This is a genomic window from Streptomyces sp. NPDC127177 (genome assembly GCF_042672475.1).
Lineage (GTDB): Bacteria > Actinomycetota > Actinomycetes > Streptomycetales > Streptomycetaceae > Streptomyces.
On the sequence record NZ_JBHXUW010000045.1, the window covers coordinates 36,172 to 61,756 of the forward strand.

Annotated in this window: 17 protein-coding genes and 1 riboswitch; of the genes, 8 read left to right on the top strand and 9 right to left on the bottom strand. The window is 70.4% G+C overall.

Going from position 1 to position 25,585, the window contains the following annotated elements; all coding sequences use genetic code 11:
• The first annotated feature begins 183 nt into the window (after nucleotides 1-183).
• The 5 genes from ACFVJX_RS25615 to ACFVJX_RS25635 all read left to right on the top strand — a co-directional run bounded on the left by ACFVJX_RS25615 (nucleotide 184) and on the right by ACFVJX_RS25635 (nucleotide 6,658).
• Nucleotides 184-2,250 (top strand): phosphocholine-specific phospholipase C, encoded by a 2,067-nt coding sequence (locus ACFVJX_RS25615; RefSeq protein ID WP_384124441.1) that lies wholly within the window; start codon nucleotides 184-186, stop codon nucleotides 2,248-2,250.
• 135 nt (nucleotides 2,251-2,385) lie between these two features.
• A riboswitch (SAM riboswitch) is annotated at nucleotides 2,386-2,495 on the top strand.
• A 48-nt stretch (nucleotides 2,496-2,543) separates the two neighbouring features.
• Entirely contained in the window at nucleotides 2,544-2,936 is a 393-nt protein-coding gene (locus ACFVJX_RS25620; protein WP_384124439.1) for a hypothetical protein, read from the top strand.
• 222 nt (nucleotides 2,937-3,158) lie between these two features.
• The gene (locus ACFVJX_RS25625; RefSeq protein ID WP_384124437.1) at nucleotides 3,159-4,448 is read left to right on the top strand and encodes a cytochrome P450; all 1,290 of its coding nucleotides are present in this window, start codon (nucleotides 3,159-3,161) and stop codon (nucleotides 4,446-4,448) included.
• Nucleotides 4,445-5,701, top strand: coding sequence for a cytochrome P450 (locus ACFVJX_RS25630; RefSeq protein ID WP_384124435.1), 1,257 nt, complete (start codon nucleotides 4,445-4,447; stop codon nucleotides 5,699-5,701). Before ACFVJX_RS25625 ends, ACFVJX_RS25630 begins: the two co-directional genes overlap by 4 nt.
• Before the next feature lie 39 nt (nucleotides 5,702-5,740).
• Nucleotides 5,741-6,658: a TIGR03854 family LLM class F420-dependent oxidoreductase gene (locus ACFVJX_RS25635; protein WP_384124433.1), complete on the top strand. Its 918-nt coding sequence runs from the start codon at nucleotides 5,741-5,743 to the stop codon at nucleotides 6,656-6,658.
• Between the two features lie 148 nt (nucleotides 6,659-6,806).
• Here ACFVJX_RS25635 and ACFVJX_RS25640 read toward each other — a convergent pair whose 3' ends face one another.
• The 3 genes from ACFVJX_RS25640 to ACFVJX_RS25650 form a co-directional block, all read right to left on the bottom strand.
• Nucleotides 6,807-7,472, bottom strand: a complete 666-nt coding sequence (locus ACFVJX_RS25640) for a response regulator (RefSeq protein WP_384124432.1) — start codon at nucleotides 7,470-7,472, stop codon at nucleotides 6,807-6,809.
• Nucleotides 7,469-8,575 carry a sensor histidine kinase gene (locus tag ACFVJX_RS25645; RefSeq protein ID WP_384124662.1) on the bottom strand — a complete coding sequence of 369 codons (1,107 nt, stop codon included), beginning with the start codon at nucleotides 8,573-8,575 and terminating at the stop codon, nucleotides 7,469-7,471. Before ACFVJX_RS25645 ends, ACFVJX_RS25640 begins: the two co-directional genes overlap by 4 nt.
• Before the next feature lie 143 nt (nucleotides 8,576-8,718).
• Nucleotides 8,719-9,261: a hypothetical protein gene (locus tag ACFVJX_RS25650; RefSeq protein WP_384124430.1), complete on the bottom strand. Its 543-nt coding sequence runs from the start codon at nucleotides 9,259-9,261 to the stop codon at nucleotides 8,719-8,721.
• A gap of 514 nt (nucleotides 9,262-9,775) precedes the next feature.
• On the opposite strand from ACFVJX_RS25650, the gene ACFVJX_RS25655 reads away from it, so the two are divergent.
• Nucleotides 9,776-10,783 (top strand): LacI family DNA-binding transcriptional regulator, encoded by a 1,008-nt coding sequence (locus tag ACFVJX_RS25655; RefSeq protein WP_384124428.1) that lies wholly within the window; start codon nucleotides 9,776-9,778, stop codon nucleotides 10,781-10,783.
• A gap of 78 nt (nucleotides 10,784-10,861) precedes the next feature.
• Here ACFVJX_RS25655 and ACFVJX_RS25660 read toward each other — a convergent pair whose 3' ends face one another.
• The 6 genes from ACFVJX_RS25660 to ACFVJX_RS25685 all read right to left on the bottom strand — a co-directional run bounded on the left by ACFVJX_RS25660 (nucleotide 10,862) and on the right by ACFVJX_RS25685 (nucleotide 19,747).
• The gene (locus tag ACFVJX_RS25660; protein WP_384124426.1) at nucleotides 10,862-11,575 is read right to left on the bottom strand and encodes a hypothetical protein; all 714 of its coding nucleotides are present in this window, start codon (nucleotides 11,573-11,575) and stop codon (nucleotides 10,862-10,864) included.
• 32 nt (nucleotides 11,576-11,607) lie between these two features.
• A complete protein-coding gene (locus ACFVJX_RS25665) occupies nucleotides 11,608-13,902 on the bottom strand; it encodes a glycoside hydrolase N-terminal domain-containing protein (protein WP_384124424.1) in 2,295 nt (764 codons plus the stop codon).
• Nucleotides 13,899-15,875: a beta-galactosidase gene (locus tag ACFVJX_RS25670; protein ID WP_384124422.1), complete on the bottom strand. Its 1,977-nt coding sequence runs from the start codon at nucleotides 15,873-15,875 to the stop codon at nucleotides 13,899-13,901. Before ACFVJX_RS25670 ends, ACFVJX_RS25665 begins: the two co-directional genes overlap by 4 nt.
• A 62-nt stretch (nucleotides 15,876-15,937) precedes the next feature.
• Nucleotides 15,938-16,915, bottom strand: coding sequence for a carbohydrate ABC transporter permease (locus tag ACFVJX_RS25675; protein ID WP_384124420.1), 978 nt, complete (start codon nucleotides 16,913-16,915; stop codon nucleotides 15,938-15,940).
• A complete protein-coding gene (locus ACFVJX_RS25680; protein ID WP_384124418.1) occupies nucleotides 16,912-18,048 on the bottom strand; it encodes an ABC transporter permease in 1,137 nt (378 codons plus the stop codon). Before ACFVJX_RS25680 ends, ACFVJX_RS25675 begins: the two co-directional genes overlap by 4 nt.
• A 91-nt stretch (nucleotides 18,049-18,139) precedes the next feature.
• Nucleotides 18,140-19,747: an extracellular solute-binding protein gene (locus ACFVJX_RS25685; RefSeq protein ID WP_384124660.1), complete on the bottom strand. Its 1,608-nt coding sequence runs from the start codon at nucleotides 19,745-19,747 to the stop codon at nucleotides 18,140-18,142.
• A 521-nt stretch (nucleotides 19,748-20,268) separates the two neighbouring features.
• On the opposite strand from ACFVJX_RS25685, the gene ACFVJX_RS25690 reads away from it, so the two are divergent.
• Nucleotides 20,269-23,226, top strand: coding sequence for a glycoside hydrolase family 3 C-terminal domain-containing protein (locus ACFVJX_RS25690; protein ID WP_384124417.1), 2,958 nt, complete (start codon nucleotides 20,269-20,271; stop codon nucleotides 23,224-23,226).
• 61 nt (nucleotides 23,227-23,287) lie between these two features.
• On the top strand, nucleotides 23,288-25,567 hold the full coding sequence (gene yicI, locus ACFVJX_RS25695; RefSeq protein WP_384124415.1) for an alpha-xylosidase: 2,280 nt from the start codon (nucleotides 23,288-23,290) through the stop codon (nucleotides 25,565-25,567).
• Nucleotides 25,568-25,585: the final 18 nt, after the last annotated feature.

Below are 25,585 nucleotides of genomic sequence, written 5' to 3' on the forward strand. Positions count from 1 at the left end.
ATCCGGCCCCCACCGCGCCCCCACGGTGCCGCCACCCCGCCGCGGCCACCCGTTTCGTCGCTGTTTGTTCGGCCGGACGCCACCGTGTGCACACTGCAAGGGTCTTCCATAGAGCAGGCCGATTCTGGAACACTCCAGTCGCTTTCGCCCCCACGTCTCCTCACCCCGCAGAGGCCCTCACCCATGGCAGAACTGAACCGTCGCCGTCTCCTGCAACTCGCGGGAGGCACGGTCGCCTTCTCCGCGCTGTCGGGCAGTATCGCCCGTGCCGCGTCGCTTCCCGCGAAGGGTCGTACGGGCACGATCCAGGACGTCGAGCACATCGTCGTACTGATGCAGGAGAATCGTTCCTTCGATCACTACTTCGGGACCATGAAGGGCGTACGAGGCTTCGGTGACCCGCGTCCGGTCACGCTGCCCAGCGGGAAGCCGGTCTGGCACCAGAAGGACGGGCTCGGCAAGGAGGTGCTGCCGTTCCGGCCGCCGGCCGATGATCTCGGGCTGCAGTTCCTCCAGGACCTGAACCACGACTGGGCCGGTGGGCACCGGGCGCTGAACAAGGGGGCCTACGACCAGTGGGTGCCCGCCAAGACGGCGACGACCATGGCCCACCTCACCCGTGAGGACATCCCGTTCCACTACGCACTCGCCGACGCCTTCACCGTCTGCGACGCGTACCACTGCTCGTTCCTCGGCTCGACCGACCCGAACCGCTACTACCTGTGGAGCGGGTACACGGGCAACGACGGGTCCGGTGGTGGCCCCGTGCTCGGGAACGCCGAGGCCGGGTACGGCTGGACCACCTACCCCGAGCGGCTGGAGAAGGCCGGGGTGTCGTGGAAGGTCTACCAGGACATCGGTGACGGGCTCGACGCCGACGGTTCCTGGGGATGGATCGACGATGCCTACCGGGGGACGTACGGCGACAACTCCCTGCTCTACTTCAACAGTTACCGGAATGCCAAGCCCGGCGACCCGCTCTTCGAGAAGGCGCGCACCGGCACCGACGTCAAGAGCGGGGACGGGCTCCTCGACGATCTGAAGGCGGACGTCCGGGCCGGGACGCTCCCCAAGATCTCCTGGGTGGTGTCTCCCGAGGCGTACAGCGAGCATCCGAACTGGCCCGCCAACTACGGTGCCTGGTACATCTCGCAGGTGCTGGACGCGCTGACCTCCAACCCCGAGGTGTGGGGCCGGACCGCCCTCTTCATCACCTACGACGAGAACGACGGCTTCTTCGACCACGTCGTGCCGCCGTTCGTCCCGTCCGGGGCCGCGCAGGGGCTGTCCACGGTGGACACCTCCGCCGACCACTTCCCCGGCGACCTCAGCTACGCGGCCGGGCCGTACGGGCTCGGTCAGCGCGTGCCCATGACCGTCGTGTCCCCGTGGAGCACCGGCGGGTACTCGTGTTCGGAGGTCTTCGACCACACCTCCGTCATCCGGTTCATGGAGGAGCGCTTCGGCGTGCACGAGCCCAACATCTCGCCCTGGCGGCGCGCCGTATGCGGCGATCTGACCTCGGCCTTCGACTTCAGCCGTACGGACACCGCGCCCGCCTCGCTGCCCTCCACCGACGGGTACGCGCCCCCGGACGCCGACCGGCACCCCGACTACGTACCGGTACCGCCGGTCTCCGGCAGTGTGCCGAAGCAGGAGGCGGGCGGGCGGCCCACCCGGCCGCTGCGGTACGCGCCCCTCGTGGACGGGGCGGCCGACCCGTCCACCGGGAAGTACCAGCTCACCTTCAGCGGCGGCGACGCGGCCGGGGCGCAGTTCCTGGTGACGTCCGCCAATCGCACCGACGGGCCGTGGACCTACACGACCGAGGCCGGGAAGTCGGTCTCCGACAGCTGGAACACGGCGTACTCCAAGGAAGTGACCGACCTCACCGTGCACGGCCCGAACGGATTCCTGCGCGCCTTCAGGGGGTCCGGCAAGGCCACGGGACCGGAGGTGACGGTACGTCATGACGCGGCGAGCGGCGGGCTCGAACTGACCCTCACCAACACCGCCGACGGGACCGTACAACTAACGGTGCGCGGTGCGGATGCCTATGGGGGAGGGGCGGAGACCGTGGCGGTGCGTGCGGGGGCGACCGTGAATCACGCCGTTGACCTGCGCGGCAGCAATCACTGGTACGACATCACAGTGGTCTCCGACGCGGACGAGACGTTCCTCCGCCGGTTCGCCGGGCATGTCGAGACGGGTGCGGCCGGCACCAGCGACCCGGGCCTCGTCACCGGCTGAGCTGTTGGCCGTACGGGTGGTGCGGTGCGGTGGAAGGGGTACACGGGGGCCGGCCCCCGTGTACCCCTGACCGTCCGTCGGCCGTGCGGTGGTGCCCGGCGGTGCGTGTACGCCGGTGCGTTATCGTTTTCGTCGGGTCATGAGTTCCAGCGCGCAGCCCCGGCTGGCTGGACGGCACCCCGCTCCGCTGCGGGTGCTCCGGGTGACGACCTGCCCCGTGCGCGAGGTGCGGGGAACAGCGGACCGCGGTGCAGAGCGCTCGGGGTCCATTGCCCCGGAAGGCGGGACTCACCATGCTGCGTCACCTCACCGAGAGCGGCTCCGTCCGGAGTGACGGTTGCGACCGTTACGCCCCGGGCCATCGGATGCACTGGATCCACGCCAAGAAGTGCAGCCAGGAGCAGGGGCAGGCCGTCGAGATCCTGTTGACCGCGGGCGACGTCGGGGACGACGGATGGGTCGGACTACGCGCCGCCTTCGACTACGCGGGTGTCCTCCCCACGGTCTGGACCCACACTCCGGACGCGCTGCGCGAAACGCTCGCGGCCCATCGCGGACGCGTGTACTGGCTGCCCCGGTGGCATGCGCTGAAGCTCGTGGACGGCGACAGCCGGGTGGCCGGCCTTGTCAACGTCGCTCTCGACGGTGGGGAGTTGTGCGGTCTCCCCGCTGCCGGGCTGTCGTAGGGAGATGACGGCCGGGAGGTGAGGCGCCGCGAGTAGCCGTGCTCTGTTGGTGGTCGATTGTCAATTATGCCGAGTTGTCCGGGAGTTGTACCGGATGGCTTCTGCTCGGCTTGCAGCTTTGATCGGCATTGACCGATGTGGCGTCACATAAAATCCTTATAGTGAACATGCGTTGATCGCATGATCGTGACGCGTGAAGCCTCCGCCACAGAAGTCAGGATGATGACGCGCCCACCCTCAGCAGAGCCCGCGCCCTCCTCGACCCCGCCGGCGTGTCCCGCCCATGCGGGTGCCGTGCCGCTCGGCGGCCCCTCGTTCCAGACCGAGCCGCGAGCCGTCTACCGCGCGATGCGGCGCGACCACGGGCCGGTCGTCCCCGTGGAGCTGCCCGGCGGCTTCCCCGCCTGGCTGGTCATCGGGTACCGCGAACTGCACCAGGTCACCAGCGACGGCGAGCTGTTCCCCCGCGATGTCGGCCTGTGGAACCAGTGGGAACACATCCCCGATGACTGGCCCCTGCTCCCCATGGTCGGACGGCCCCTGCCGTCCATCTACTTCAGCGCGGGTGAGGAGCACCGCCGTCACGCGAGGATGGTGGGACCCGCACTCGAAGGGGCCGACCCGTTCGAGATCCGCAGCCACTGCGAGCAGTTGGCCGACCGGCTGATCGACTCCGTGTGCAGCCGCGGCGCGGCGGACCTCGTCGCCGACTTCTGCGAACCCCTCCCGGTGCTTGTCCTCGCACGGCTTGTCGGGTTCCCCGACGACGAAGGCGCCGACATCGCACGGGTGTTGAAGGACCTGGCCGACGGGGGCCCGGGGGCGCAGGAAGCCCATCTGCGATTCGGCGAGCACATGCGGCGGTTGGTCGCCGCCAAGCGGGACGAGCCCGGGGACGACGTGACCTCCCGGATGCTCGACTTCCCCGAGGCCTTCACCGACGAGGAGTACATGCTCGACCTGATGGCCATCACGGCCGCCGGGCACCTCACCACCGCCGACTGGATCAGCAACTCGCTCCGGCTGATGCTCACCGAGGACGAGTTCGCCGACTCGATGGCCGGCGGGCGGCGAAGTGTGGCCGAGGCCATGAACGAGGTGCTCTGGGAGGACGGGCCGACGCAGATCCTCGCCGGACGCTGGGCCACCCGGGACACCCGGCTCGGCGGACAGCGGATCGAGGCGGGCGACATGTTGCTGCTCGGGCTCGGAGCCGCCAACACCGATCCCCTGATCCGGCAGAACCTGTCAGGCCGCGGCGCCTCCGAACAAGGCGGCAACGGCGCACATCTCGCCTTCAGCCACGGTGAGTACCGGTGCCCGTTCCCCGCCCAGGAGATCGCCGAGATCATCGCCCGTACCGGAATCGAGGTGCTGCTCGACCGGCTGCCCGATCTGGAGCTACGGGTCGCCGTCGCGGACCTCGTACGGCGGCCGTCAGCGTTTCTGCGGGGGACCACCGCGCTCCCCGTTCGGTTCACCCCCGTTCGCACGACAGGAGACCTCTCGTGAACTGCCCTCACGCCGCCGCGCACGCAGCCGCCCCGGACGCCGGGACCGTCGTCATCGACCCCATGGTCCAGGACCTGGACGGGGAGACGGCGAGGCTGCGCGAGGCCGGCCGGCTCGCGCGGATCGAACTGCTCGGCGTGCCCGCCTGGACCATCACCCGGCACGCGGACGCCCGCCAACTCCTGGTGGACCCAAGGCTGGTGAAGGACCTCGACGCGTGGGGGCTGTGGCGGAGCGGCGAGGTGACGCACGCATGGCCGCTCATCGGCATGGTCGACGCCGGACGGTCCATGTTCACCGTGGACGGTGCCGAGCACCGGCGGCTGCGCACCAAGACCTCCCAGGCGCTGACGCCCCGGCGGCTGGAGGCGATCAGGCCCGACATCGAGGAGTTCACCGAGGAGCTGCTGGACGCCCTCGCCGAAGGCGGTCGGGACGGGGGCGTCGTCGACCTGAAGTCGGTCTTCGCGCAGCCCCTGCCGATGCGGGTCGTCGGCATGCTGATGGGCGTGGACCCCGCCGAGAACGCCATGCTGACCAAGCAGTACAAGGCGTTCTTCTCGATGCTCACCCCGCAGGACGAACGGCTGGCACTGCTCGCCGAGTTGGACGTGTTCTACGCCGGGCTCGTGCGCGAGAAGACCGCACGGCCCACCGACGATCTGACCTCCGCCCTCATCCTGGCCGACGAGGGCGGCGAGCCGCTCACCGAGGAGGAGGTGGTGGGCAACCTCAAGGCGATGGTCGCGGCGGGGCACGAGACCACCATCGGGCTCATCCTCAACGCCGTACGGGCCCTGCTGGCCCACCCCGAGCAGTTGCGGCTGGTGCTGGACGGGGAGGTCTCCTGGGAGACCGTGATCGAGGAGACGCTGCGGTGGGACACCCCGACCACCCATCTGCTGATGCGGTTCGCCACCGAGGACATCCAGGTGGGGGACGACGTCATCGCCAAGGGCGAGGGCGTGGTCATCTCCTACCGGGCGATCGGCCGTGACGTCGAGCAGCACGGCGCCGACGCGGACGCCTTCGACATCACCCGCACCACCCCCATCCGGCACATGACCTTCGGCCACGGACCGCACATCTGCCCCGGAGCGGCGCTCTCCCGGGTCGAGGCGGGGATAGCCCTGCCCGCCCTCTTCGCCCGGTTCCCCGGACTGCGGCTCGCGGTGCCGGACGCGGACATCCGCAAGCTGCCGGTGATGACCCAGAACGACATGGAAGCCTTCCCCATCCTGCTCAACGCCTGAATCGGACGGGTGGGCAGCCTCGCGCGTACTGTGGTGGTCATGAAGATCCGCTTCGGAGTGGGGCTCGGCGCCGGTTCGTCCTTGCCGGATTTCAGCCGGATCGTCGACCGTCTCGAAAGGGACGGCGTGGATTCCCTCTGGCTGTCCGAGCACATCTACTCGGACGCGGTGGACCCGTTCATCGGGATGGCCCACGCACTGTCCCGGACGAGCCGGCTCAAGGTCGGCACCTCGGTCGCGGTTCTGCCGGGCCGGCACCCGGTGCTGGTGGCCAAGCAGTTGGTCTCCCTGGCCGGTCTGGCGCCCCGGCGCGTTCTCCCGGTCCTCGGGCTCCAGCCTGCAAGGCCGGACGAACGAGAGCTGTTCCCCGCGCCGGACGGCAGGCGCGGGGCCCTGTTCGACGAGTCCCTGGAACTGCTGCGGGCCTCGCTCGCCGGCGAGGTCGTCGACTTCGACGGGGAGTATCTCGCGGTGGCGTCCGCACGGCTCGCGCCGCTGCCGGCCAGGCCCCTGGACATCTGGCTCGGAGGCAGCGCCCCCGCCGGGCTCCGCAGGGTCGGGCGGTACGGGGACGGCTGGCTGGGGTCCTTCCTCACGCCCGAGGAGGCCGGCCGGGCTCGCGAGACGATCCGCGCCGCGGCCGGGGAAGCGGGACGGGAGATCGAGCCCGACCACTTCGGGATCAGTCTCACCGTGGCGGAGGACGGAATTCCGCAGGAGCTGGCAGCGGCTGTGCGCCGGCGTGCTCCGGAGAGCGATCCGCGTGAGCTCGTCGCCGATGGATGGCCGGAACTGCACCGGCTGCTGGACGGCTATGTCGAGGCAGGACTCAGCAAGTTCGTGATCTATCCCGCCGGGGCAGTAGCCGGTGCCGGGGTGGGGGCGGCTTCGCGGGCCCAGTCCTTCGACTCCTTCCTGGACCGGTTCGAGACGGAACTGCTGCCCCGGCAGAACTGAGCGCGTCGGGCAGGGGAACACAGGCCCCTGTCCGATCCCGGCGGGGAGCGGTCGTCGACGCGAGTGCAGTCGGGCCACGACGGTCGGGCCAGGGACGTCGGGTCAGGGCGTCGGGCCGGGGGGCGTCCGGCCAGGACGGCCAGGACAGTCAGGCCAGGCCCGCCGCGATCGCGCGCCGTACCGCGTCGGCGCGGTTCTTGATGTCCGCCTTCGCGAAGAGGTTGTTGATGTGCGTCTTCACCGTGGCCTCGCTGATGAAGAGTTTCTCCGCGATGGCCCGGTTCGGCAGGCCCCGGCCGATGAGGGTGAGGACCTCGCGTTCGCGGGGCGTGATGTCGGCGCTCAGCGGCTGTCCGGGCGCCTGAGGCTTGGTGCGGACCGTCGCGAGGAGGCGGTCCTGCACCTCGCGGTCGAGCACGGACTGTCCCGCGGCGGCGGCGCGGATCGCGCGGGTGATGTCCTGGCGCCCCGCGTTCTTGGTGAGGTAGCCGCGTGCCCCCGCGTTCAGCGCGGCCAGGATGGAGTCGTCGTCGGCGAAGGTGGTCAGGACGACGACGGCCACGTCCGGGTGCTCCGCGGTGAGCCGCCGGGTCGTCTCCGTGCCGTCCATGACGGGCATACGCAGGTCCATGAGGACCACGTCCACCGGCCCGGCGGCGACCGCGGCGAGCACCTCCGTACCGTCCGCGGCGGCCGCGACGACATCGATGTCCTCGGCCAGGCCGAGTACCGCGGCCAGCGGTTCGCGTACCGCGGCCTGGTCGTCGGCCACGATCACACGCAACCGCCGGGTGCCCTGCGTCGATTCGCTCATCCTGGGATCACTGCCTCCACCTGCCAGCCGCCCTCGTCCGGTCCTTCGGTGACCGGGCCCGCGGTGATCGTCCCGCCCAACAGGGCGACCCTCTCCCGCATGCCGATCAGCCCCATTCCGCTGCCGACGCCCGCACGCACCGCACGGGTCGGCGGACTGTTGCGGACCTTCAGTGTCGTCGATGCGGCGTCGAACGCCAGCATCACGCGGACCTCGCCGCCGGGTGCGTGCCGTGCGGCGTTGGTCAGCGACTCCTGTGCGATCCGCAGCAGGTTGTGGGTGACCCGGGACGGCACCTCGCGGACGACCCCGGCGACGGTGAGGGCGTCGCGGTGGCCGGAGGAGTCGATCAGCGCGGTCAGGCTCTCGACCAGGGGCAGGGCGTCCTCACGGAGTGCGTGCACGGTCCACTGGGCCTGTTTCAGGCTCTCCTTGACCATGCTGTGCGCCTTCTGGTTCGCCGCGCGCACCCTCTCCAGGTCGCCGGTGTCGATCAGGGCGTCCGCCAGTTCCAGCTGCATGTTGATGCCTGCCAGTGAGTGGGCGAGGACGTCGTGCACGTCGCGGGCTATCCGTCCGCGCTCGGTCAGGACGGCTGTCTGAGCCTCCGCGCGGGCGGCCCGCTCGGCGGACTCGGCGGCATCGATCGCAGCCCGCACGGCGCGCTGACGGCTGCGGTTGACGATGCCCATCACGACGGGGACGCCGGTGGTCAGGCCGAGGGTCCAGGGCAGCAGGTGGTGGCCCGGGCCGAGGCGGAAGTACAGCACGCCGCCGCACAGCAGGCTGCACATCGCCGCGAGGGTGACGGCCTGCTTCACCGGCAGCCGGAATCCGGCATGACCCACGACGAAGTACGCGAAGAGATAGCTCGAACCGCTGCGGCTGACGCCGATCAGGGCGGCCGCGGCGACGATGCCGAGGCCCAGCCAGATCACGGCCGCGCGGGGCGGGACCTTGGCCTCGGGCAGGTGCCGGGCCGCCAGGGCGAGGGAGTTCACCAGCAGGAGCGCGGCGACCGCGAGGCCCCGCCCGCTGAACCCGAGCGGGCGGACCGTCGCGAAGGCGGCGCCGATGATGAACAGGGTCAGGACCCACTGCACACGGGGGTCCTGACCGGGAACGTGCCGTGGGCCGGGCTCCCCGTGCGAGGACGCTCCCCGGCCGGGGGTGTTCTGCGCTACGGGCACGTTCTGCTCTTCGGGGGCGCTCTGTGCTTCGGGCACGGCGTGACCATAGCCCACGGTCAGGCCGTGCGGTCGAATGCGGGTGCGGGCGCCGCGGTACCGAGCGCATCGGGCCGGGCGACCATCCGGCTCCGGACGAAGATCGTCGCGAGCCGCGTGACGACCTCGGTGAGCGCCATCAGGACGAAGGCGGCGACCCAGGCCTGGTCCGTGGTGATGTGGTGGGCGATGCTGAACCGCGCCACGTCGTCGGCGCCCCCGCCGTGCGATACCCAGATCTGGAAGCCCATGCGGGCGCCCATGCCCAGCACCCACAGGACCGCGGAGATCACACCTGCCTTGATCAACAGGTGTTCGCCCGCGACCCGGACGCGGGTGAAGACTCCGCCGGCGATGCCGAGGGCCGCGCCCACGGCCACCAGTGCGCCGATCAGCACCAGGTCGTTGCCCGCGGTGGGCACGCTGTGGAGGTACGAGTGCGCCACGAATGCCACGATCCCCAGCGGGAGCAGGAAGGTCTTGAGGTCCAGGCGGCCTTCCCGCAACTGCCGGAAGACGATCAGAACGAGAGCGATGTCGGTGATCCAGTCGGTGGTTGTCATGCCCTCAAGACTGCTTTCGCACGGGCTCTCGCACCTGGACCCGTGGGTGGAACGAGGGGTGGAGATCGGCGGTGGGGGCACGTCCACCCGCACGGTCCGGACCCCTCGTCCGTACCGCTCGGCTCTTCCGCACCGCTCGGCCAGGAGACGCCGACTGCTGGGCGACCGGGCACCCGCGGTCCAGCACCCGCGGTCCCCTGAACGCGGACGCACCGGTCCCGCCGATGCAACGGGTCGGCTGTCCGGCATATCGTGGCGGTAGTCGTAGGGTCGGCGGTCACGGCCGCCGAGCCCGGCGGCGGCTCGGAAAGAGGGCGGGACTACGAGTCGAAGCGCTTCGACTGGGCTATGGACACGCTGTGCACACGCGTCTAGGCTCGCGTTATCCGTGCATGTTGCAGGGAGATGGTGCAAGTCGAAGCGCTTCGCCGCACCTGCTCGCGTCTGCTCGTATCCGCCGGTGCAGGCCGGTCCGCGTGCCGGTGTCCGACATCGTCCTGTGATGGAGAGCTGAATGGTCACCCTTGCCGAGGTCGCGCAGCACGCCGGAGTCTCCGCGAGCACGGTGAGCTACGTCCTCAGTGGGAAGCGGTCCATCTCGGTGCCCACCCGGGAGCGGGTGGAGGCGAGCATCAAACAGCTCGGCTACCACCCCAACGCCGGTGCGCGAGCGCTCGCGAGCAGCCGGTCCAACATCATCGCCCTCATGGTGCCGCTGCGTACCGACATGTACGTCCCCGTGATGATGGAGATCGCCATCGCGGTCGCCACCACCGCCCGCACCCACGGCTACGACGTCCTGTTGCTGACCGGCGAGGAGGGCCCCGCCGCCGTCCGCCGGATCGCCGGGAGCTCTCTCGCCGACGCCATGATCCTGATGGACGTCGAGCTGCACGACGAACGGCTGCCGCTGCTGCGTGAGACCGACCGGGCCGCCGTGCTCATCGGACTGCCCGCCGGCACCGACGGACTGACCTGTGTGGACCTGGACTTCGAGGCGACCGGGGCGCTCTGCGTGGAACACCTCGCGGACCTCGGGCACCGCGAGGTCGCGGTGATCGGAGAGGCCGCCGCGGTGTACGAGCGGCACACGGGATTCGCCGAGCGCACCGTCGACGGAGTGCGGGCCAAGGCGCGCGAGAGAGGTGTGCGGGTCCTGCACCGCCCCTGCGAGGGCGGCTATCCGGCGATGGCCCAGACCCTGTCGCGGATATTCGACGAGCGGCCCGGCACCACCGGGTTCATCGTGCAGAACGAGTCGGCGGTCGAGCCGCTGCTGAACCTGCTGCGACAGCAGGGCCGGGCGGTGCCCGAGGACGTGTCCGTCGTCGCGATCTGCCCCGAGCAGGTGGCGGCCCAGGCCTCGGTGCGGCTGACCTCGGTGGCCATACCCGCACAGGAGATGGGCCGCCGCTCGGTCGAACAGGTCGTCGCCAAGCTCTCCGGTCGTGGCACGGACGAAGTGGAGCTGCTGGCGCCGGAGCTGACCGTACGGGAGAGCACCGGCCCTGCCCCGAGGTGAGACCGGGGCGCCGCAGCGAGCACGAGCCGGCCCCTCGCCTCGCGGGGGCCGGCTCCTTGCGGGTGCGGCTCGTACGGCTCAGCTCGCGGAGACAGCGAACCCGTTCGTCGTGAAGTCCAGGCCGTCCGGAGACGAGGTGATCTCGTAACCGAACTGGACGTCCCCGATGGTCTCGTCGCCCCACCAGCCCTTGGTGTCCTTGATCCACTTCAGGATGGGCAGGATGTTCACCGATCCCGAGGTGGAGTCGGAGGTGCGCAGGAACGAGAACACCTGGTTGGCCCCGTTGTCTCCCTTGTAGACGGTCCATGAGTGGCCGCCGAGTGTCACCGTGCCCTGTGAGGTGCCGAGCGGGCCCACGGCGCCGTTGTAGTTGACCCAGAGCATGAGCTCGTAGTCGTAGTCGGTGTCCCAGATGTCGTACGAGGTGTTGTAGGCACCGGACGAGGGGACCGTGACGTTGTAGTCGCTGGTGAGCGACGACAGCGACGTGATGGGCTTGCCGACGACCTTCTTGGCGTTGGGGTAGGACTTGATTCCGCCGGTGTTCGGGTGGTTGGCCGAAACGCCCCAGTTGCCGGACGAGTTGGCCCAGATGGACTGCGAACCCGCGCCGGAACCCCAGATGTTGTTGTACAGGGTGTATCCGTCGGAGGTGGTGTAGTTGCCCCACTGGTCCGATGAGGACCAGATCGCTGCCTGGGCGGGGGCGGCGGCGAAGCCGATGAGGGCCGCCACTGCCGTTGCCGGGGCCAGTACGAACCTGCTGAGGGTGCGGGTACGTGGTGCCATGGTTGTCCCTTCCATGGTGGGTGGGGGGAGTGCTACCGCGGCTCCAGACGGAGGACGCGGTCCACACCGGCCGTCAGCTCGACAGAAGCCGCGGTGGTTCCGGCGGAGGAATCGGTGAGTGTGCTGCCGGTCCCCGTGCGGACATCGACACGGGCGTCCCGGGTGGGACGCAGCACCGCCGTCGCGGTGCCGTCGGCGGACCAGCGCAGGTCGAGGCCCGCACCGAACCGCGTCCGGATGCCGCGGAGTTCACCGCCGGAACAGCGGGCGAGGGGCGCGGGCAGCAGGACCAGCCGGCGCGGGGTCGAGTGGACGAGCGACTCGATCACCGCCGCGGGCAGCGCGTGGGCGGCGTCGGCGTTGTAGACGTCGCGGCCCGGGTAGTGCGCGCTCATAAGGGAGTTGTGGAAGAAGTCACCCGCCAGCACGGCGTCCAGGGCAGCGGAGACCCGTGCGCCGTCCCGCAGCCGTGCGGCGATCAGCGCGTGGTGCAGATGGCCGTGGGCGGAGTCGTTCTCCGCTCCCCGCAGTTCCAGCGCCCGATGCGCGGCGGCCGACAGCTCCGGGGTGTCGTACGGGTTGATCGCGTCCAGCGGCCACACCGGGTAGAGATGGCTGAGATGACGGTGGTCGTAGTTCTCCTCCAGGCCCGGCCACGCCCATTCGGTGAGCGCTCCGTCCCCGTTGACCGAGTAGTCCGGGAGCCGGCCGGCCAGGGCGCGCCGGCGGGGGGATGCCGGGTGGGTGGGGGAGCGGTCGGCCGACGCGGTCAGCGCGTGACGGGCGGCGGCCAGATCCATCGTCGCGTTGACCGTGACCCAGCTCGCGTTGGCCGGACGGTTCTCCGGCGAGTACGAGGGCACGACGGCGACGGACCCGTCCGGGCCGGTACGGGACAGGAAGTCCTCGTAGAACAGTGCGGCTTCGTGCAGCGCGCCGGTCAGTCGCGGGTCCGTCACCCCGCCGGCCTCGGCGTGTTCGAGCAGCGGTTGAAGGAGCCAGTCCGCACCGGCGGTCCACAGGTGCAGTGGGTACGCGCGCTGGAAGTGGCGGGTGTGCCCGGACTCGCCGTCGGTGTGGGACGGGGCGACGATCCCGCGCGCCCCGAAGATCGCACGCGCGTTGTCCCGCCAGTCCCCGAGCTGTCCGTACACCAGGGCGGCATGGGCCTCGGACACCTCCGGCAGCGCCGCGGCGGCCGCGGAGGCGACCTGGAGGTTGAGATTGGCGTTGGTGGTGAACGCCCCCGACCAGGCGGTGTTCCAGTCGCCCGTCCACAGCCCCGTCAGCCGGGGCGGCAGCAGTCCGGAGGACGAGAGCAGGTGGTAGCGCCCGGCTGCGAACAGCCGCTCGATGAGCGCCGGGCTGTCCGGCAGCCGCAGCAAGTCACTGCCGGACAAGGCCCGTTCCGCAGGATCGGCGTCCAGAGTCAGAGTGGCCCGCTCGAAGGCGGCCCGGTGCAGCGGGAGATGGCGGGCCAGTAGCGCCGGATAGTCCTGCCGAGGCAGGGCGGCGCGCTCCGCCGTGAGGTCGAGATCGCCCGTGTGCCGCCGTACCCGGGTGATCAGCAGCAGGCTCCGCGCCCCCTGGACACGGATGCCCTCACCCGACACCGACACCTTGCCGCCGTCCGCCCGGACGACCGTCACCCCCGTGTACGCCGTCTCGCTGTCCGGGTAGCCCACCCGCAGCGCCAGCCGGCCGCCGCCCGGGCTCAGCACGGTGCTGCGGCCGATGGCCAGACGGGGCGGCGCTCCGGGCAGGGCGTGGTCGAGCACCAGGTCCACCGCGAGCGCGGGGCCGGTCACCGACTGGACGATCACGTCGTCGGCACGGGACACGAAGACCCGGCTTCGCCGCCCCTCGCACACGGCCGTGATCTCACCCGTCGCGAAGTCGACCGAGCGGCGGTAGCCGGTGATCTGCCCGCCCCCGCCGGCGACCTGCCCGCCCCCGCCGGCGACCTGCGCGCCCCCGCCGGTGGACGGGGCGGTGGCATGGATGGGGCGGATCCTGGTCTGGAACGCCGGGTGGAACGGCTGGACCCACGCCAGGGGCCGCCCGGCCCCGAACCGCTCGCCGGCCGTGGTGTCACCCGCCAGCAGCGCGTCCCGCAACCGGTCCAGCCGGTCCGCCAGCTCGGGCGGCCTGCTGTGTTCGCTGCCGTTGGGCCGCACCAGGCTGTGGTGGTTGACGATGACCCGGTCGTCGGCCGGATCCCCGTACACCATCGCTCCGTGCCGGCCGTTGCCGCCGAGGAAGGCATCCTCCCAGCGGGTGGCGGGGCGCGGTTCCCAGGTGCCGTCGATGTGCGCGCGGCCCGTCATGGTGCGGCGCTCCGCAGCACGGCCACGCCGTGACGGCCCAGCTCCACGGGACCGTCCACCGCCCCACCGGTCAGCAGGTCCTCCCCGCCGCCGGGTACCGCGACGGTGACCGGAGCCCGCCCGTGGTTGAGGAGGAAGAGCAGCTCGCCCCTGCGGACCGCCTCCACACCGTCGGGCAGCCCCTCCAGCACCGGATCGGCACCGGCCTCCCGCACCACCTCGCCGAGCAGTGCGCGCAGCGCCCGCGGTTCGGGCAGCGTCGACAGGTACCGGGCCCGGCCCCGGCGCAGCACCGCGGGCAGCCCGGCCAGCTCACCGTCGAGATAGGCGGACACCACCTCGGTATCCGCCTCCGCCTCCAGCTCCTCCGACCACAGGACGCCCCGGAACCCGTCGCACTCCACGGTCGCGCCCGCGTCCAGCGGCCACCACTCGTGGAGCGTGCGGATGCCGAAGAGCTCGCGCAGCCGTACGTCCATACCGCCCGGCCTGATCCGGTCGTCCACGTCCGCGACCCCGCTGAAGAAGCCGCAGACCAGCCTGCCGCCGTCGCGCACGTACGCCACCAGGTTGTCGATCGCGGTGTCGTCCAGCAGGTACAGGTGGGGCACGGCCACCACCTTGAACCGGCTCAGATCGGCGTCCGGCCGGGCGAAGTCCGTGACGACCCCGTTCTCCCACAGGGCCCGGTGCCAGCTCCGCACGACCTCGGTGTAGTCCAGCAGCGAGGACGGCCGCCCGTCCTGCGCGCCCGCCCACCAGGAGTCCCAGTCGTGCAGGATCGCGACGTCGGCGGGCACGTCACTGCCGCTCACGGCCGGTCCGAGTGCGGCCAGTTCGGAGCCGAGCCGCTTGATCTCCCGGAAGGTGCGGCCCTGTTCGCCCGCGTGGGTGAGCATTCCGGAGTGGAACTTCTCCGCGCCCTGCCGGGACTGGCGCCACTGGAAGTAGCAGACGGCGTCCGCGCCGCGCGCCACGGACTGGAGCGACCAGAGCCGGTTCAGCCCCTCCGGCTTGGGGTGGTTGACCCCTCGCCAGTTGACCGGGCCGGCTGCCTGTTCCATGAGCATCCACGGTCCGGCGGCCTGCGAGCGCGTCATGTCGGCGAGCATCGCGTTGTACTGGCCGCCCCCAGGGTCCTTGGGGTCCGGATAGATGTCGACGGAGACGATGTCCTCCTGGGCCGACCAGGCCCAGGCGTCCTGCCCCGACCACAGCGGCATGAAGTTGGTGGTCACCGGTATGTGCGGGGTGTGCCGGGCGACGATGTCGCGCTCGGCGACATAGCACTCCATCAGCGCGTCCGAGGTGAACCGTTTGAAGTCCAGAGCCTGTGCGGGGTTCTTCATGTACTGCGCCTTGCGCGGCGGCAGGATCTCGGTCCAGGAGTCGTAGCGCTGGCTCCAGAACGCCGTGCCCCAGGCCTCGTTGAGCGCGTCGACCGCGCCGTACCGGCTCCGCAGCCAGCGCCGGAAGTGCGCTGCCGTCCCGTCGCACCAGCAGTGGGTGCAGTACTCGTTGTTGATGTGCCAGACGGTGAGCGCGGGATGGTCCGCGTACCGCGCCGCCAGGTCCTCGGTGAGTGCGGCGGCGTAGCGCCGGTAGACGGGAGAGCTCGCGCAGAACTGCTGACGCGAGCCGTACCAGACGATCGAGCCGTCCTCCGTGCGCGGCAGCGTCTCCGGGTGGCGCGCGCCCATCCACGGCGGCGGGGAGGCCGTCGGGGTGGCGAGGACGACGCCGATCCCGTGCGCGTGCATCAGGTCCATCAGCCGGTCCAGCCAGCCGAACTCCCTCGCACCCGGACGAGGTTCGATTCTCGCCCAGGAGAAGACGCCGAGGGTGACGGAGTTGACCCCGGCCTCCTTCATCAGCCGGGCGTCGTCCTCCCACACCTCCTCGGGCCACTGCTCGGGGTTGTAGTCGCCTCCGAAGAGGATGCGGCCGCGGGCCGCGTCGCGCAGGGACGGCATGGCGTCTCTCGTTCCTTGGGACGGTCTGGCAACGGCGAGGGGGCGCGAACGGGTGCCGAGGGTCATCCCTTCACGGCGCCGGTGAGCATGCCCTTCTGGAAGTGCTTCTGGACGAACGGCGACAGCACCGCGACCGGGATCAGCGCGAGGATCATGACCGCCATCTGCACGGCGAGGCTGTTGATCGCGCCACTGCTGACCGCCGCGCCCATGGCGCCCGGTGGCACCTGGTGCTGGAGGACCAGCTGACGCAGGATCATCTGCAGCGGGTACTTGTCGCTGTCCTGGATGTAGAGCATCGCGTTGAACCACTGGCTCCAGTAGCCGACCGCGTAGAACAGCGAGATCACGGCGATCACGGCACGGGACAGCGGCATGACGATCTGGAGCAGGATCCGCCACTCACCGGCTCCGTCGATGCGGGCCGCGTCGATGAGTTCGGGCGCGGTGTCCATGAAGAAGCCGCGCAGCACCAGCACGTTGAAGACGCTGATCGCGCTGGGCAGGATCATCGACCAGTAGCTGTTGCTCAACCCGATTCCGGTGACCAGCAGATACGTGGGGATGAGTCCGGCGCCGAAGAACATCGTCGCCATCAGCGTCATCAGCAGCGGACGGTGGGCGTACGAGTCGCGGCGGCTGAGTCCGTACGCGCACAGGATCGAGACCACCATGCTGACCACCGTGCCGACGACGGTGAGGCCCACGCTCACCGCTGCCGCGCGGGTCACCGCGCCTCCGCTGAGCAACTCCTTGTAGGCGACGAACGTGATGTGCTTCGGCCGGACGACCAGACCGCCCGCGTCGTTGATCGTCCTGGTGTCGGAGAGGCTGGTGACGAGCACCACCCAGATCGGGATGATCACGATCGCGCAGATCGCGACGAGGCCGATTCCCTTGAAGGCGAGCCCCGCCCTGGTGGGCTCCTCCTCCCAGACCGGTCGGGGTTCCATCCGCAGGGCGCGCTGGAGCGGGGTCTCCGCGCGGGGCGCCGGCTCCACCGGGTCCTTCTCGAGTTCCACTTCCGCGAGAGTTGTCATTTCTTGGAGTACACCCCCTGCTCGCCCAGCATGTGGGCGACCTTGTTGGCACCCAGCACCATGGCGACGCTGAACAGCCCCTTGAAGATTCCGGCTGCGGCCGCGTAGCCGAAGTCACCGGTCTTGATGCCCGTCCACCAGATGTAGGTGTCGAGGATTTCCGAAGCGCCGGCGCCGACCTGGTCGCGCTGGAGCAGGATCTGCTCGAAGTCGAGGTTGAGCGCGCTGCCCACCCGCAGGACGAGCAGGAGCGCGATGACCGGTCGCAGTGCGGGCAGCGTGACGTGCCACATGCGCCGCCAGCGGCCCGCCCCGTCCACGGCCGCCGCCTCGTACAGATCGGTGTTGACGGCGGCCAGGGCGGCGAGGAAGACGATCACTCCCCAGCCCGCGTCCTTCCACACGGCCTGGGCGGAGACCAGGAACTTGAAGAAGCCCGGGTTGGTCATCAGGTCGAAGCCCGTGTGACCGTGGTCGCGCAGCCACTGGGCGACCAGACCGGCGCCGCCGAACATCTGCTGGAAGACGGTGACGACCAGCACCCAGGAGAAGAAGTGCGGGAGGTAGACGACGGCCTGCACCCAGGCCCGTACCCGGGTGCTCATGATCGTGTTGAGCAGCAGCGCGATCGCGATCGGGATGGGGAAGAAGAGGACGAGCTGGGTGACGAAGATGACGAGGGTGTTGATGAGGACTTCCCAGAAGCGGTAGTCCTCGAAGATCCGGGTGAAGTTGTCGAAGCCGACGAAGGGGCTGCCGGAAATTCCCAGGTCGTAGACGTCGTAGTCCTGGAAGGCCACGATGTTCCCGAGCAGCGGGACGTAGTTGAAGATCAGCAGCAGGGCGATGGCCGGCAGCGTCATCAGTACCAGGGTGCGGTCACGCCGCAGCCGTTGGCGCCAGGTGATGCCACCCGCACGCGGTCCGGTGCCCGAACGCCCGTTTCCGACCGGTGTGTTGTCCGCGCGGCGGTCCTTCGCCGTACGCTTCCCGCCGGCGCCGGCCGCCCGGGGCCTGCTCGTCCGCCCGCCGCGCGTGTCCTTGCCGCCGCCGTCACCGCTCCCGCCGGCCGGGGTGCTCGCCCCGTCGGAGGTGCGGTCCGGGTCGGTCGCGACCGTGGCCCGTGGCTTCACCGTGTGCTCCCCATGTCGTGCTCCTGGCCCCGGCCGCCGGCTCCGTACGTCCGGCGGCCCTGTCACCGCGCACTGGTGCGCGTCGTACCCGTCAGTTGCCGGAGCCGTTCTTGTCGAGAATGTCCTGGTACCAGGCGCGCAGCTTGTCGCCGCCGCTCTTCCTCCAGGTGTTCACGGCCTCGTCGACGTCGCCGACCTTCTTGCGGCCGCGGCGGATGTCCTTCTGCAGGTCGTCGAAGGGCGTGTACAGCGAGGCGTACCGCTGCGGTTCGACGATCTGCATGCCGAAGAAGAGCGGCTTCCTGATGTGCGGGGCCTGCCGCGCCATCCAGGCCGCGTAGTCCTTGGCCAGCTGCGGCTGGTCCGGGTACGCGATCGAGGCGGGCGGCGACGCGAGGAACAGGAAGGTGGAGGGCTGCGCCTCCTCGACTCCCTGCGGCGTGTAGGTCGGGGCGCCGCTCTTGATCGTGTAATGGGTGCCCTTCACGCCGTAGTTGGTGAGCATGAACTCCTCGGTGCCGAACGGCGCGGCCGCGTAGTCGGCGATGGCGAGGAACTCCTCGATCCGCGCCTTGGACAGCTTCTTGCTGAGGAAGGTGAAGATGCCCGCGGGGTCGTCCTGCCACAGCACCGGCCTGCCGCCGTCATGGCTGAAGAAGTCGAGCGCCTGCATGTCGAACTTGGCGTTGGCGGAGGCCTGTTCGGTGACCATGCCCTTCCAGCCGCCGGTGCCGTCGTTGTACATCACCACCTGTCCGCCGGTGAAGCGGATCTTGGCGTCGGCGTCCTTGCCGGCGTCGGCGTCCGGGTGGACGTATCCGCCGTCGTGGAGCTTGCGGGCGAAGGCGAGCGCCTCGCGGTACTCCTTCGTCTCGATCTTGTGGACCAGCTTGCCGTTCTCCAGCTGCCAGTAGTGCGGCGCGTCGGGCAGCAGGCCGTAGATCTTCTGGACGCAGGTCCAGAGGTCGTCGAACGCCCAGACCTTCTTCCTGCTGTCGGTGTACTCCTTGCCGAAGGCCAGCAGGTCGTCCGCGCTCGCCGGGACGGCGCCGGAGCCGACGAGGTCCTTGCGGTAGAAGATCGCGTTGCCGATGACCGGCGTCGGCATGGGCAGTCCGCGCAGCTTGCCGCCGAAGACGGAGTACTGCCAGGCACCCGTCGGAATGTTCGCCAGGTTGGGGTACTTCTTGACCGCGTCGCCCGCCAGATAGGGGCTCAGATCGGCGAACTTGGCGGTGATGGCGTTGCGGATCTGGCCCTGCATGTTCCAGCCGGGGATGGTCATGACGTCCGGGATGTCCGAGCCCGCCAGCACCGCCCCGATCTTGTCCTGGTAGGTGTTGCCGTCCTGCGGGTCGAAGTTCAGCGTGGCGCCGACGGCCTTGTTCACCGCCGTGTAGTACGGGTTGTTCTTCTTCGGGACGGTGCCCCACAGCGGGGTCATGACGCGGAACTCGGACCCCTTGCCCGGGACCGACTTCACCGAGGTGACCAGCGGGTCCGGCAGCTTGGTGAAGCCGGGGCTGGAACCGTTGACGCTCACGACATCCGGCTCGACCAGGTTGAGCGGAGCGTAGGCCGGCACGACCTTCTTCAGCGCCTTGCCCGTCGTCGTGCCCTCCTTGCTGCCGGAACCGGAGCCGGAACCACCGCAGGCGGCGAGCAGCGGCACCCCGCCGGCCACGGCGACAGCTGCCACCGCGCCGGTGGCGAGGAAGCTTCTCCGGCTCGGAGCCGTGGAGGAGGGGGAGGAATTCGGCGTCATTGCGTCAACCCTTCGAGGCGCACCAGGACGACACACGGCAGGCGTCCGCCGTTCGGTTCCTGTGTCTGAGGTGGAGCGTTGCTGACTGAGCCGGCGTGACCGGCCGCAGGTGAAGCGGTTCAACAGGGAGGCGGCAGAGCCTGTCGCCGTCCCGGAAAGCCAAAGGCGCCGGGCGCCCCGTCGAAACTCCGTCGAAGCGCTTCGATGTTGCAGCGAGGTTAAGTGAAGGGTCCCGGCCGCACAAGAGTCCGTTTCCAGATTCCTCCGACCTGTTTCCGAACCGCTTCCTGGTCCTGCGGGACACTGTTGGGTACGAAGGTTGCCGTCGAGGCCTTGACATGCGCGGGGTCGGCCGTTGAGCATCGAAGCGCTTCGAAGGATCTTCCGGTGCGCCGCGGGAGGTCGAACGAGGCCCTGGCGCCGGAAACCTCCCACCTCTGCAAGGGGACCCGCACGTGACGGAACAACCGCAGCCCTTCCGCGACCCACAGCTGCCCTTCGCCAAGCGCGTCGACGATCTCCTCCGGCGGCTCACGCTCGACGAGCGGATCGCGATGCTGCACCAGTTCGCGCCGGCGGTCGGCCGGCTGGGGCTCGGCGCCTTCAGGACCGGTCAGGAGGCCCTGCACGGCGTCGCCTGGATGGGGCGGGCGACGGTCTTTCCGCAGGCGGTCGGGCTCGGCGCCACCTGGAACGACGAACTGGTGCGCAGGGTGGGCGAGGCGGTCGGCAACGAGGTCCGGGCCAAGCGGGCCGAGGACGACCGGGTCGGGCTCAACGTCTGGGCCCCGACAGTGAATCTGCTGCGCAATCCGCTGTGGGGGCGCGGTGAGGAGGGGTACTCCGAAGACCCCGGCCTCACCTCCGCCATCGCGGTCGCCTACACCCGGGGGCTGCGCGGCGACCATCCGCACTACTGGCGGACCGCCCCGGTCCTCAAGCACTGGCTCGCCCACAACAACGAGACCGACCGCGCCACCGCCTCCTCCTCGGTCCGTCCGCGGGTCCTGCACGAGTACGACCTCAAGGCCTTCCGTGACGCCGTCCTGGCGGGCGCGGTGGCCGGCGTCATGCCCGCGTACAACCTGGTCAACGGGCGCCCCAACCACGTGTCGCCGCTGCTGTCCCAGCAGTTGCGCGGCTGGACCGACCGGTCGCTGGTCGTCTGCTCCGACGCGGGCGCACCGTCCAACCTCGTCGACTCCGAGCACTACTTCGACACCCATGAGGAGGCGACGGCCGCCGCCCTGCGGGCCGGCGTCGACAGCTTCACCGACCACGGCCAGGACCCCGACATCATGACCGGCCGCATCAGGGCGGCTCTGGAACGCGGGCTGCTCGACGAGCACGACATCGACACCGCCGTCCGCCGGCTGCTCGAACTCCGTTTTTCGCTCGGCGAGTTCGACCCCGGGCTCGATCCGTACGCGGCCGCCGCCGACTTCGACACCGCCGGCCACCGGGCGCTCGCCCAGGAGGCCGCCGAGCAGGCTGTCGTCCTGCTCAAGAACGACGGGCTGCTGCCGCTCGATCCCGCCGCGGGGAAGACGGTCGCCGTCGTCGGGCTCCTCGCGGACGCCTGCAAGCTCGACTGGTACAGCGGCACGCTCATCCACCGCTCCACCCCGCTCGACGGGCTCCGGGAACGCTTCGGAGCCGAGCGCATCGTCTTCGCGGAGGGCGCCGACCTGGTCAGGCTGAAGTGCGCGGACGGCTGGCTGCACGTGCCGGCGGCGGGGAACGGCCGGGAGCCGGTACGCGGCGAGGAGGGCGCCCTCGACCCGGCGCTCCTCGCGGGCCGCACCGACCTGCCGCCCCTGACCTGCGGCGACACCCCGACCGAGCTGGCGCTCGTGGACTGGGGCAACGGAGTCATCACCCTGCGGGAGCCGGCCGGCCGCTATCTGTCGGTGGCCGAGGACGGCTACGTACGCGCCTCCGCGGACGAGCCCGGTGGCTGGATCGTCCAGGAGACGTTCCGCCTGGAGGCGGTGGAGGGTCATGCCGGCGGTCACCGTCTTCTGCACATCGGAACGGGTAGGTATGTCTCTGTCGCCGCCGACGGCGTAAAGGTTGCCGCCCCCGGCGAAGGAACTTCCGCCACCGGAGAAGAAACCTCCGCCACCGGCGAAGCGGATTCCGCCACCGGCAAGGAGACTTCCGGACCGGGCGGCGAGCATCCGGTACCCGCGAACACCCTCGGAACCGTCTTCGAGACGGAGGTGACCGAGCGCGGCGAGGACGCCGTGGCGCGCGCCGCGGCCGCGGCCGACACCGTGATCGTCGTGGCCGGCAACGACGCCCACATCAACGGACGCGAGACCGAGGACCGCACCACCCTCGACCTGCCCGCCCAGCAGGAACGCCTCTGGCGCGCCGCCCACGCCGCCAACCCGCGCACCGTCCTGGCCGTCACCTCCGCCTACCCGTACGCACTCACGGACGCGGCGGCCGCGCTTCCGGCACTCCTGTGGACCGCGCACGGCGGTCAGGCCGCCGGAACCGCGCTCGCCCGGGTCCTGGCCGGCGACGTCTCCCCGGCCGGACGGCTCCCGCAGACCTGGTACGCCTCCGACGCGGAGCTGGCCGGCCTGCTCGACTACGACATCATCGGCTCCCGCCAGACCTACCTCTACTACGAGGGCAAGCCGCTCTACCCCTTCGGTCACGGCCTCTCGTACAGCGAGTTCAGCTACAGCTCCCTGACCGCCGAACGCCGGGACGACCTGCTGCGGGTGTCACTGACCGTCACCAACTCCGGTTCCGTCGCCGCCGACGAGGTCGCCCAGCTCTACACACGGGCGGTGGCGCCGTCCGTCGTACGGCCGCTGCGTCAGCTGGCCGCCCACCGGCGGCTGCACCTGGCACCGGGAGCCGCTCAGCGCGTCGACTTCACCGTCCCGGTCGCCGAGCTGGGGCACTGGGACGTGGCGCACTCCCGCTGGAGCGTCGAGCCCGGCGCGTACGAGATCCAGGCCGGCGCATCGAGTGCGGACATCCGGGCCGTCGCCGTGGTCACCGTAGACGGTGAACCCGCCGGCCCCCGGCCCGTCCTGGTGCGCGGCCTGGCGGCGGCCGACTACGACGAGCAGCTGGCCACCGAGATCGTCGACCGTACGAAGAGCGACGGCGACGCCGTGACCGCGGTCGCCGGGGCCAACGAACTCCTCTACCGGCGCTGCGACTTCGGAGCCGGGGTACGGGAGGTCTCGGTGTCGGCGTCGGGGGAGGGGGCCGTACGGATCACCATCGACGGCACCACGGTCGCCGTCCCGGTGGCCGCCACCGACGGACCGTACGACTACCGCACCGGGCGGGCCGCCATCCGCGCCTCGGGCATCCGTGACGTGCGCATCACCCTGGACGGCTCCGTGCGTCTCGACCGCCTCGTCTTCGCCCCGGACGCCGAATGAACGGGGACGCGCCGCGAACCCCCCTGCCTCTCGATTCAGTTGTTTCCGGCAAGGAGTCCTCATGAAGTTCACCGACGGCTTCTGGCTCATGCGCGAGGGCGTACGCGCCTGCTACGCGACCGAGATCCGTGATCTGCACGTACGCGACGACCGGTTCACCGCCTACGCGGCGGTCAAGCACGTCGCCGAACGGGGCGACACCCTCAACACCCCACTGATCACCGTCGAATGCTTTTCGCCGGCCGAGGGGATCATCGGCGTGCGCGCCACCCACCACGCCGGAACGGTGAACCGCGGACCCCATTTCGCGCTCCCCGGCCTGGACGCGACATCCGCCGGGGCCCGCACCCGGAGGGACGGCACGGTCACCGAACTGACCAGCGGCCCGCTCACCCTGCGGATGGACGGCGCCGGGCCGTGGGGCATGACCTTCCTGGACGCCGACGGCCGCCGCCTCACCGGAGTCGACACCAAGGGCACGGCCTTCGCCACCGCCCCGGACGGCACGCACCACATGGTCGCCCAACTCGCCCTGGACATCGGGGAGAACGTCTACGGGCTCGGTGAGCGCTTCACCCCGTACGTGAAGAACGGCCAGAGCGTCGACATCTGGCAGGCCGACGGCGGCACCAGCAGCGAACTGGCCTACAAGAACATCCCCTTCTACCTCTCCTCGCGCGGCTACGGCGTCTTCGTCAACCACCCCGGAAGGGTCTCCTTCGAGATCGGCTCGGAGTCGGTGGGCCAGGTGCAGTTCAGCGTCGAGGACCAGTCGCTGGAGTACTACATCGTCGCCGGGCCGACACCCAAGGAGGTGCTGGACCGCTACACCGCGCTCACCGGCCGGCCGGCCCTGCCCCCGGCCTGGTCCTTCGGCCTCTGGCTGACCACGTCGTTCTGCACCTCCTACGACGAGGCGACGGTCACCTCCTTCGTCGACGGCATGGCCGAACGCGAAATCCCGCTCTCCGTCTTCCACTTCGACTGCTTCTGGATGCGCGAGTACCAGTGGTCGGACTTCCTCTGGGACCCGGACGTCTTCCCCGATCCGGAAGGCATGCTGGCCCGGCTCAAGGAACGCGGCCTGCGGATCAGCATGTGGATCAACCCGTACATCGCCCAGAAGTCCCCACTGTTCGCGGAGGGGGCGGAACACGGCTACCTCGTGCGCAGGGCCGACGGCTCCGTCTGGCAGTGGGATCTGTGGCAGCCCGGCATGGCCCTGGTGGACTTCACCGACCCGGCGGCGCGCGAGTGGTACAACAGCAAGCTCCGGATCCTGCTCGACCAGGGCGTCGACTGCTTCAAGACGGACTTCGGCGAGCGTGTGCCCACGGACGTGGTGTGGCACGACGGTTCCGACCCGGAACGGATGCACAACTACTACGCACAGATCTACAACCGAACGGTCTTCGAGCTCCTGGAGAAGGAGCGCGGCCACGGCGAGGCGGTCCTGTTCGCCCGCTCCGCGACGGTCGGCGGCCAGCAGTTCCCGGTGCACTGGGGCGGCGACTGTTTCGCCTCGTTCACCGCCATGGCCGAGTCGCTGCGCGGCGGGCTGTCCCTGAGCCTGTCCGGCTTCGGCTTCTGGAGCCACGACATCGGCGGCTTCGAAGGCACCCCCGATCCGGCGGTGTTCAAGCGCTGGCTCGCCTTCGGTCTGCTCTCCTCGCACAGCCGGCTGCACGGCAACGTCTCGTACCGGGTGCCGTGGGCGTTCGGCGATGAGGCGGTGGACGTCACGCGGAAGTTCACGCTGCTCAAGCACCGGCTGATGCCGTACCTGTACGGGGCGGCGGCCACCGCCCACCGGACGGGTGTGCCGATGATGCGCCCCATGCTGCTGGAGTTCCCGGACGACCCGACCACCCGGATGCTGGACCGACAGTACATGCTCGGACCGGACCTGCTGGTCGCCCCGGTCTTCACGGAGGACGGACAGGTGGAGTTCTACGTTCCCGAGGGCACCTGGACCTCTCTGCTGACCGGCGAGACCGTCACCGGACCGGTCTGGCGACACGAGACCCACGGCTTCGACAGCCTGCCGATCCTGGTGCGGCCCGGTGCGGTGCTGCCCTGGGGGGCCGACGACCGGCGCCCGGACGGGGACTGGCTGGACGGGCTCACCCTGCGCGCCTTCGGCCCGGTGGCCGGCGGCGCCGGCACGCTGGTCACGGTGCCGGACCTGACGGGGGCGACCGCGGCCACGTTCCGGGTGGTCCGGGACGGGGCGGCCCTGAGCGTCACGGCCGAGGGCACGGACCGTGCCTTCCGGGTGGTCGCCGAGCCGACGGGCGCCACGGCGGAGGGGAGGGGCACGGTCACGGTGCGGGGCGTGTGAGGGCGCCGGGGCGGTGGC

Coding starts and splice junctions, on each gene's coding strand:
- ACFVJX_RS25650 (WP_384124430.1), bottom strand. CDS start 9,261: ATGACAACCACCGACTGGATCACCGACATCGCTCTCGTTCTGATCGTC.
- yicI (WP_384124415.1), top strand. CDS start 23,288: ATGAAGTTCACCGACGGCTTCTGGCTCATGCGCGAGGGCGTACGCGCC.
- ACFVJX_RS25635 (WP_384124433.1), top strand. CDS start 5,741: ATGAAGATCCGCTTCGGAGTGGGGCTCGGCGCCGGTTCGTCCTTGCCG.
- ACFVJX_RS25660 (WP_384124426.1), bottom strand. CDS start 11,575: ATGGCACCACGTACCCGCACCCTCAGCAGGTTCGTACTGGCCCCGGCA.
- ACFVJX_RS25615 (WP_384124441.1), top strand. CDS start 184: ATGGCAGAACTGAACCGTCGCCGTCTCCTGCAACTCGCGGGAGGCACG.
- ACFVJX_RS25670 (WP_384124422.1), bottom strand. CDS start 15,875: ATGCCGTCCCTGCGCGACGCGGCCCGCGGCCGCATCCTCTTCGGAGGC.
- ACFVJX_RS25675 (WP_384124420.1), bottom strand. CDS start 16,915: ATGACAACTCTCGCGGAAGTGGAACTCGAGAAGGACCCGGTGGAGCCG.
- ACFVJX_RS25625 (WP_384124437.1), top strand. CDS start 3,159: ATGACGCGCCCACCCTCAGCAGAGCCCGCGCCCTCCTCGACCCCGCCG.
- ACFVJX_RS25620 (WP_384124439.1), top strand. CDS start 2,544: ATGCTGCGTCACCTCACCGAGAGCGGCTCCGTCCGGAGTGACGGTTGC.
- ACFVJX_RS25665 (WP_384124424.1), bottom strand. CDS start 13,902: ATGACGGGCCGCGCGCACATCGACGGCACCTGGGAACCGCGCCCCGCC.
- ACFVJX_RS25655 (WP_384124428.1), top strand. CDS start 9,776: ATGGTCACCCTTGCCGAGGTCGCGCAGCACGCCGGAGTCTCCGCGAGC.
- ACFVJX_RS25640 (WP_384124432.1), bottom strand. CDS start 7,472: ATGAGCGAATCGACGCAGGGCACCCGGCGGTTGCGTGTGATCGTGGCC.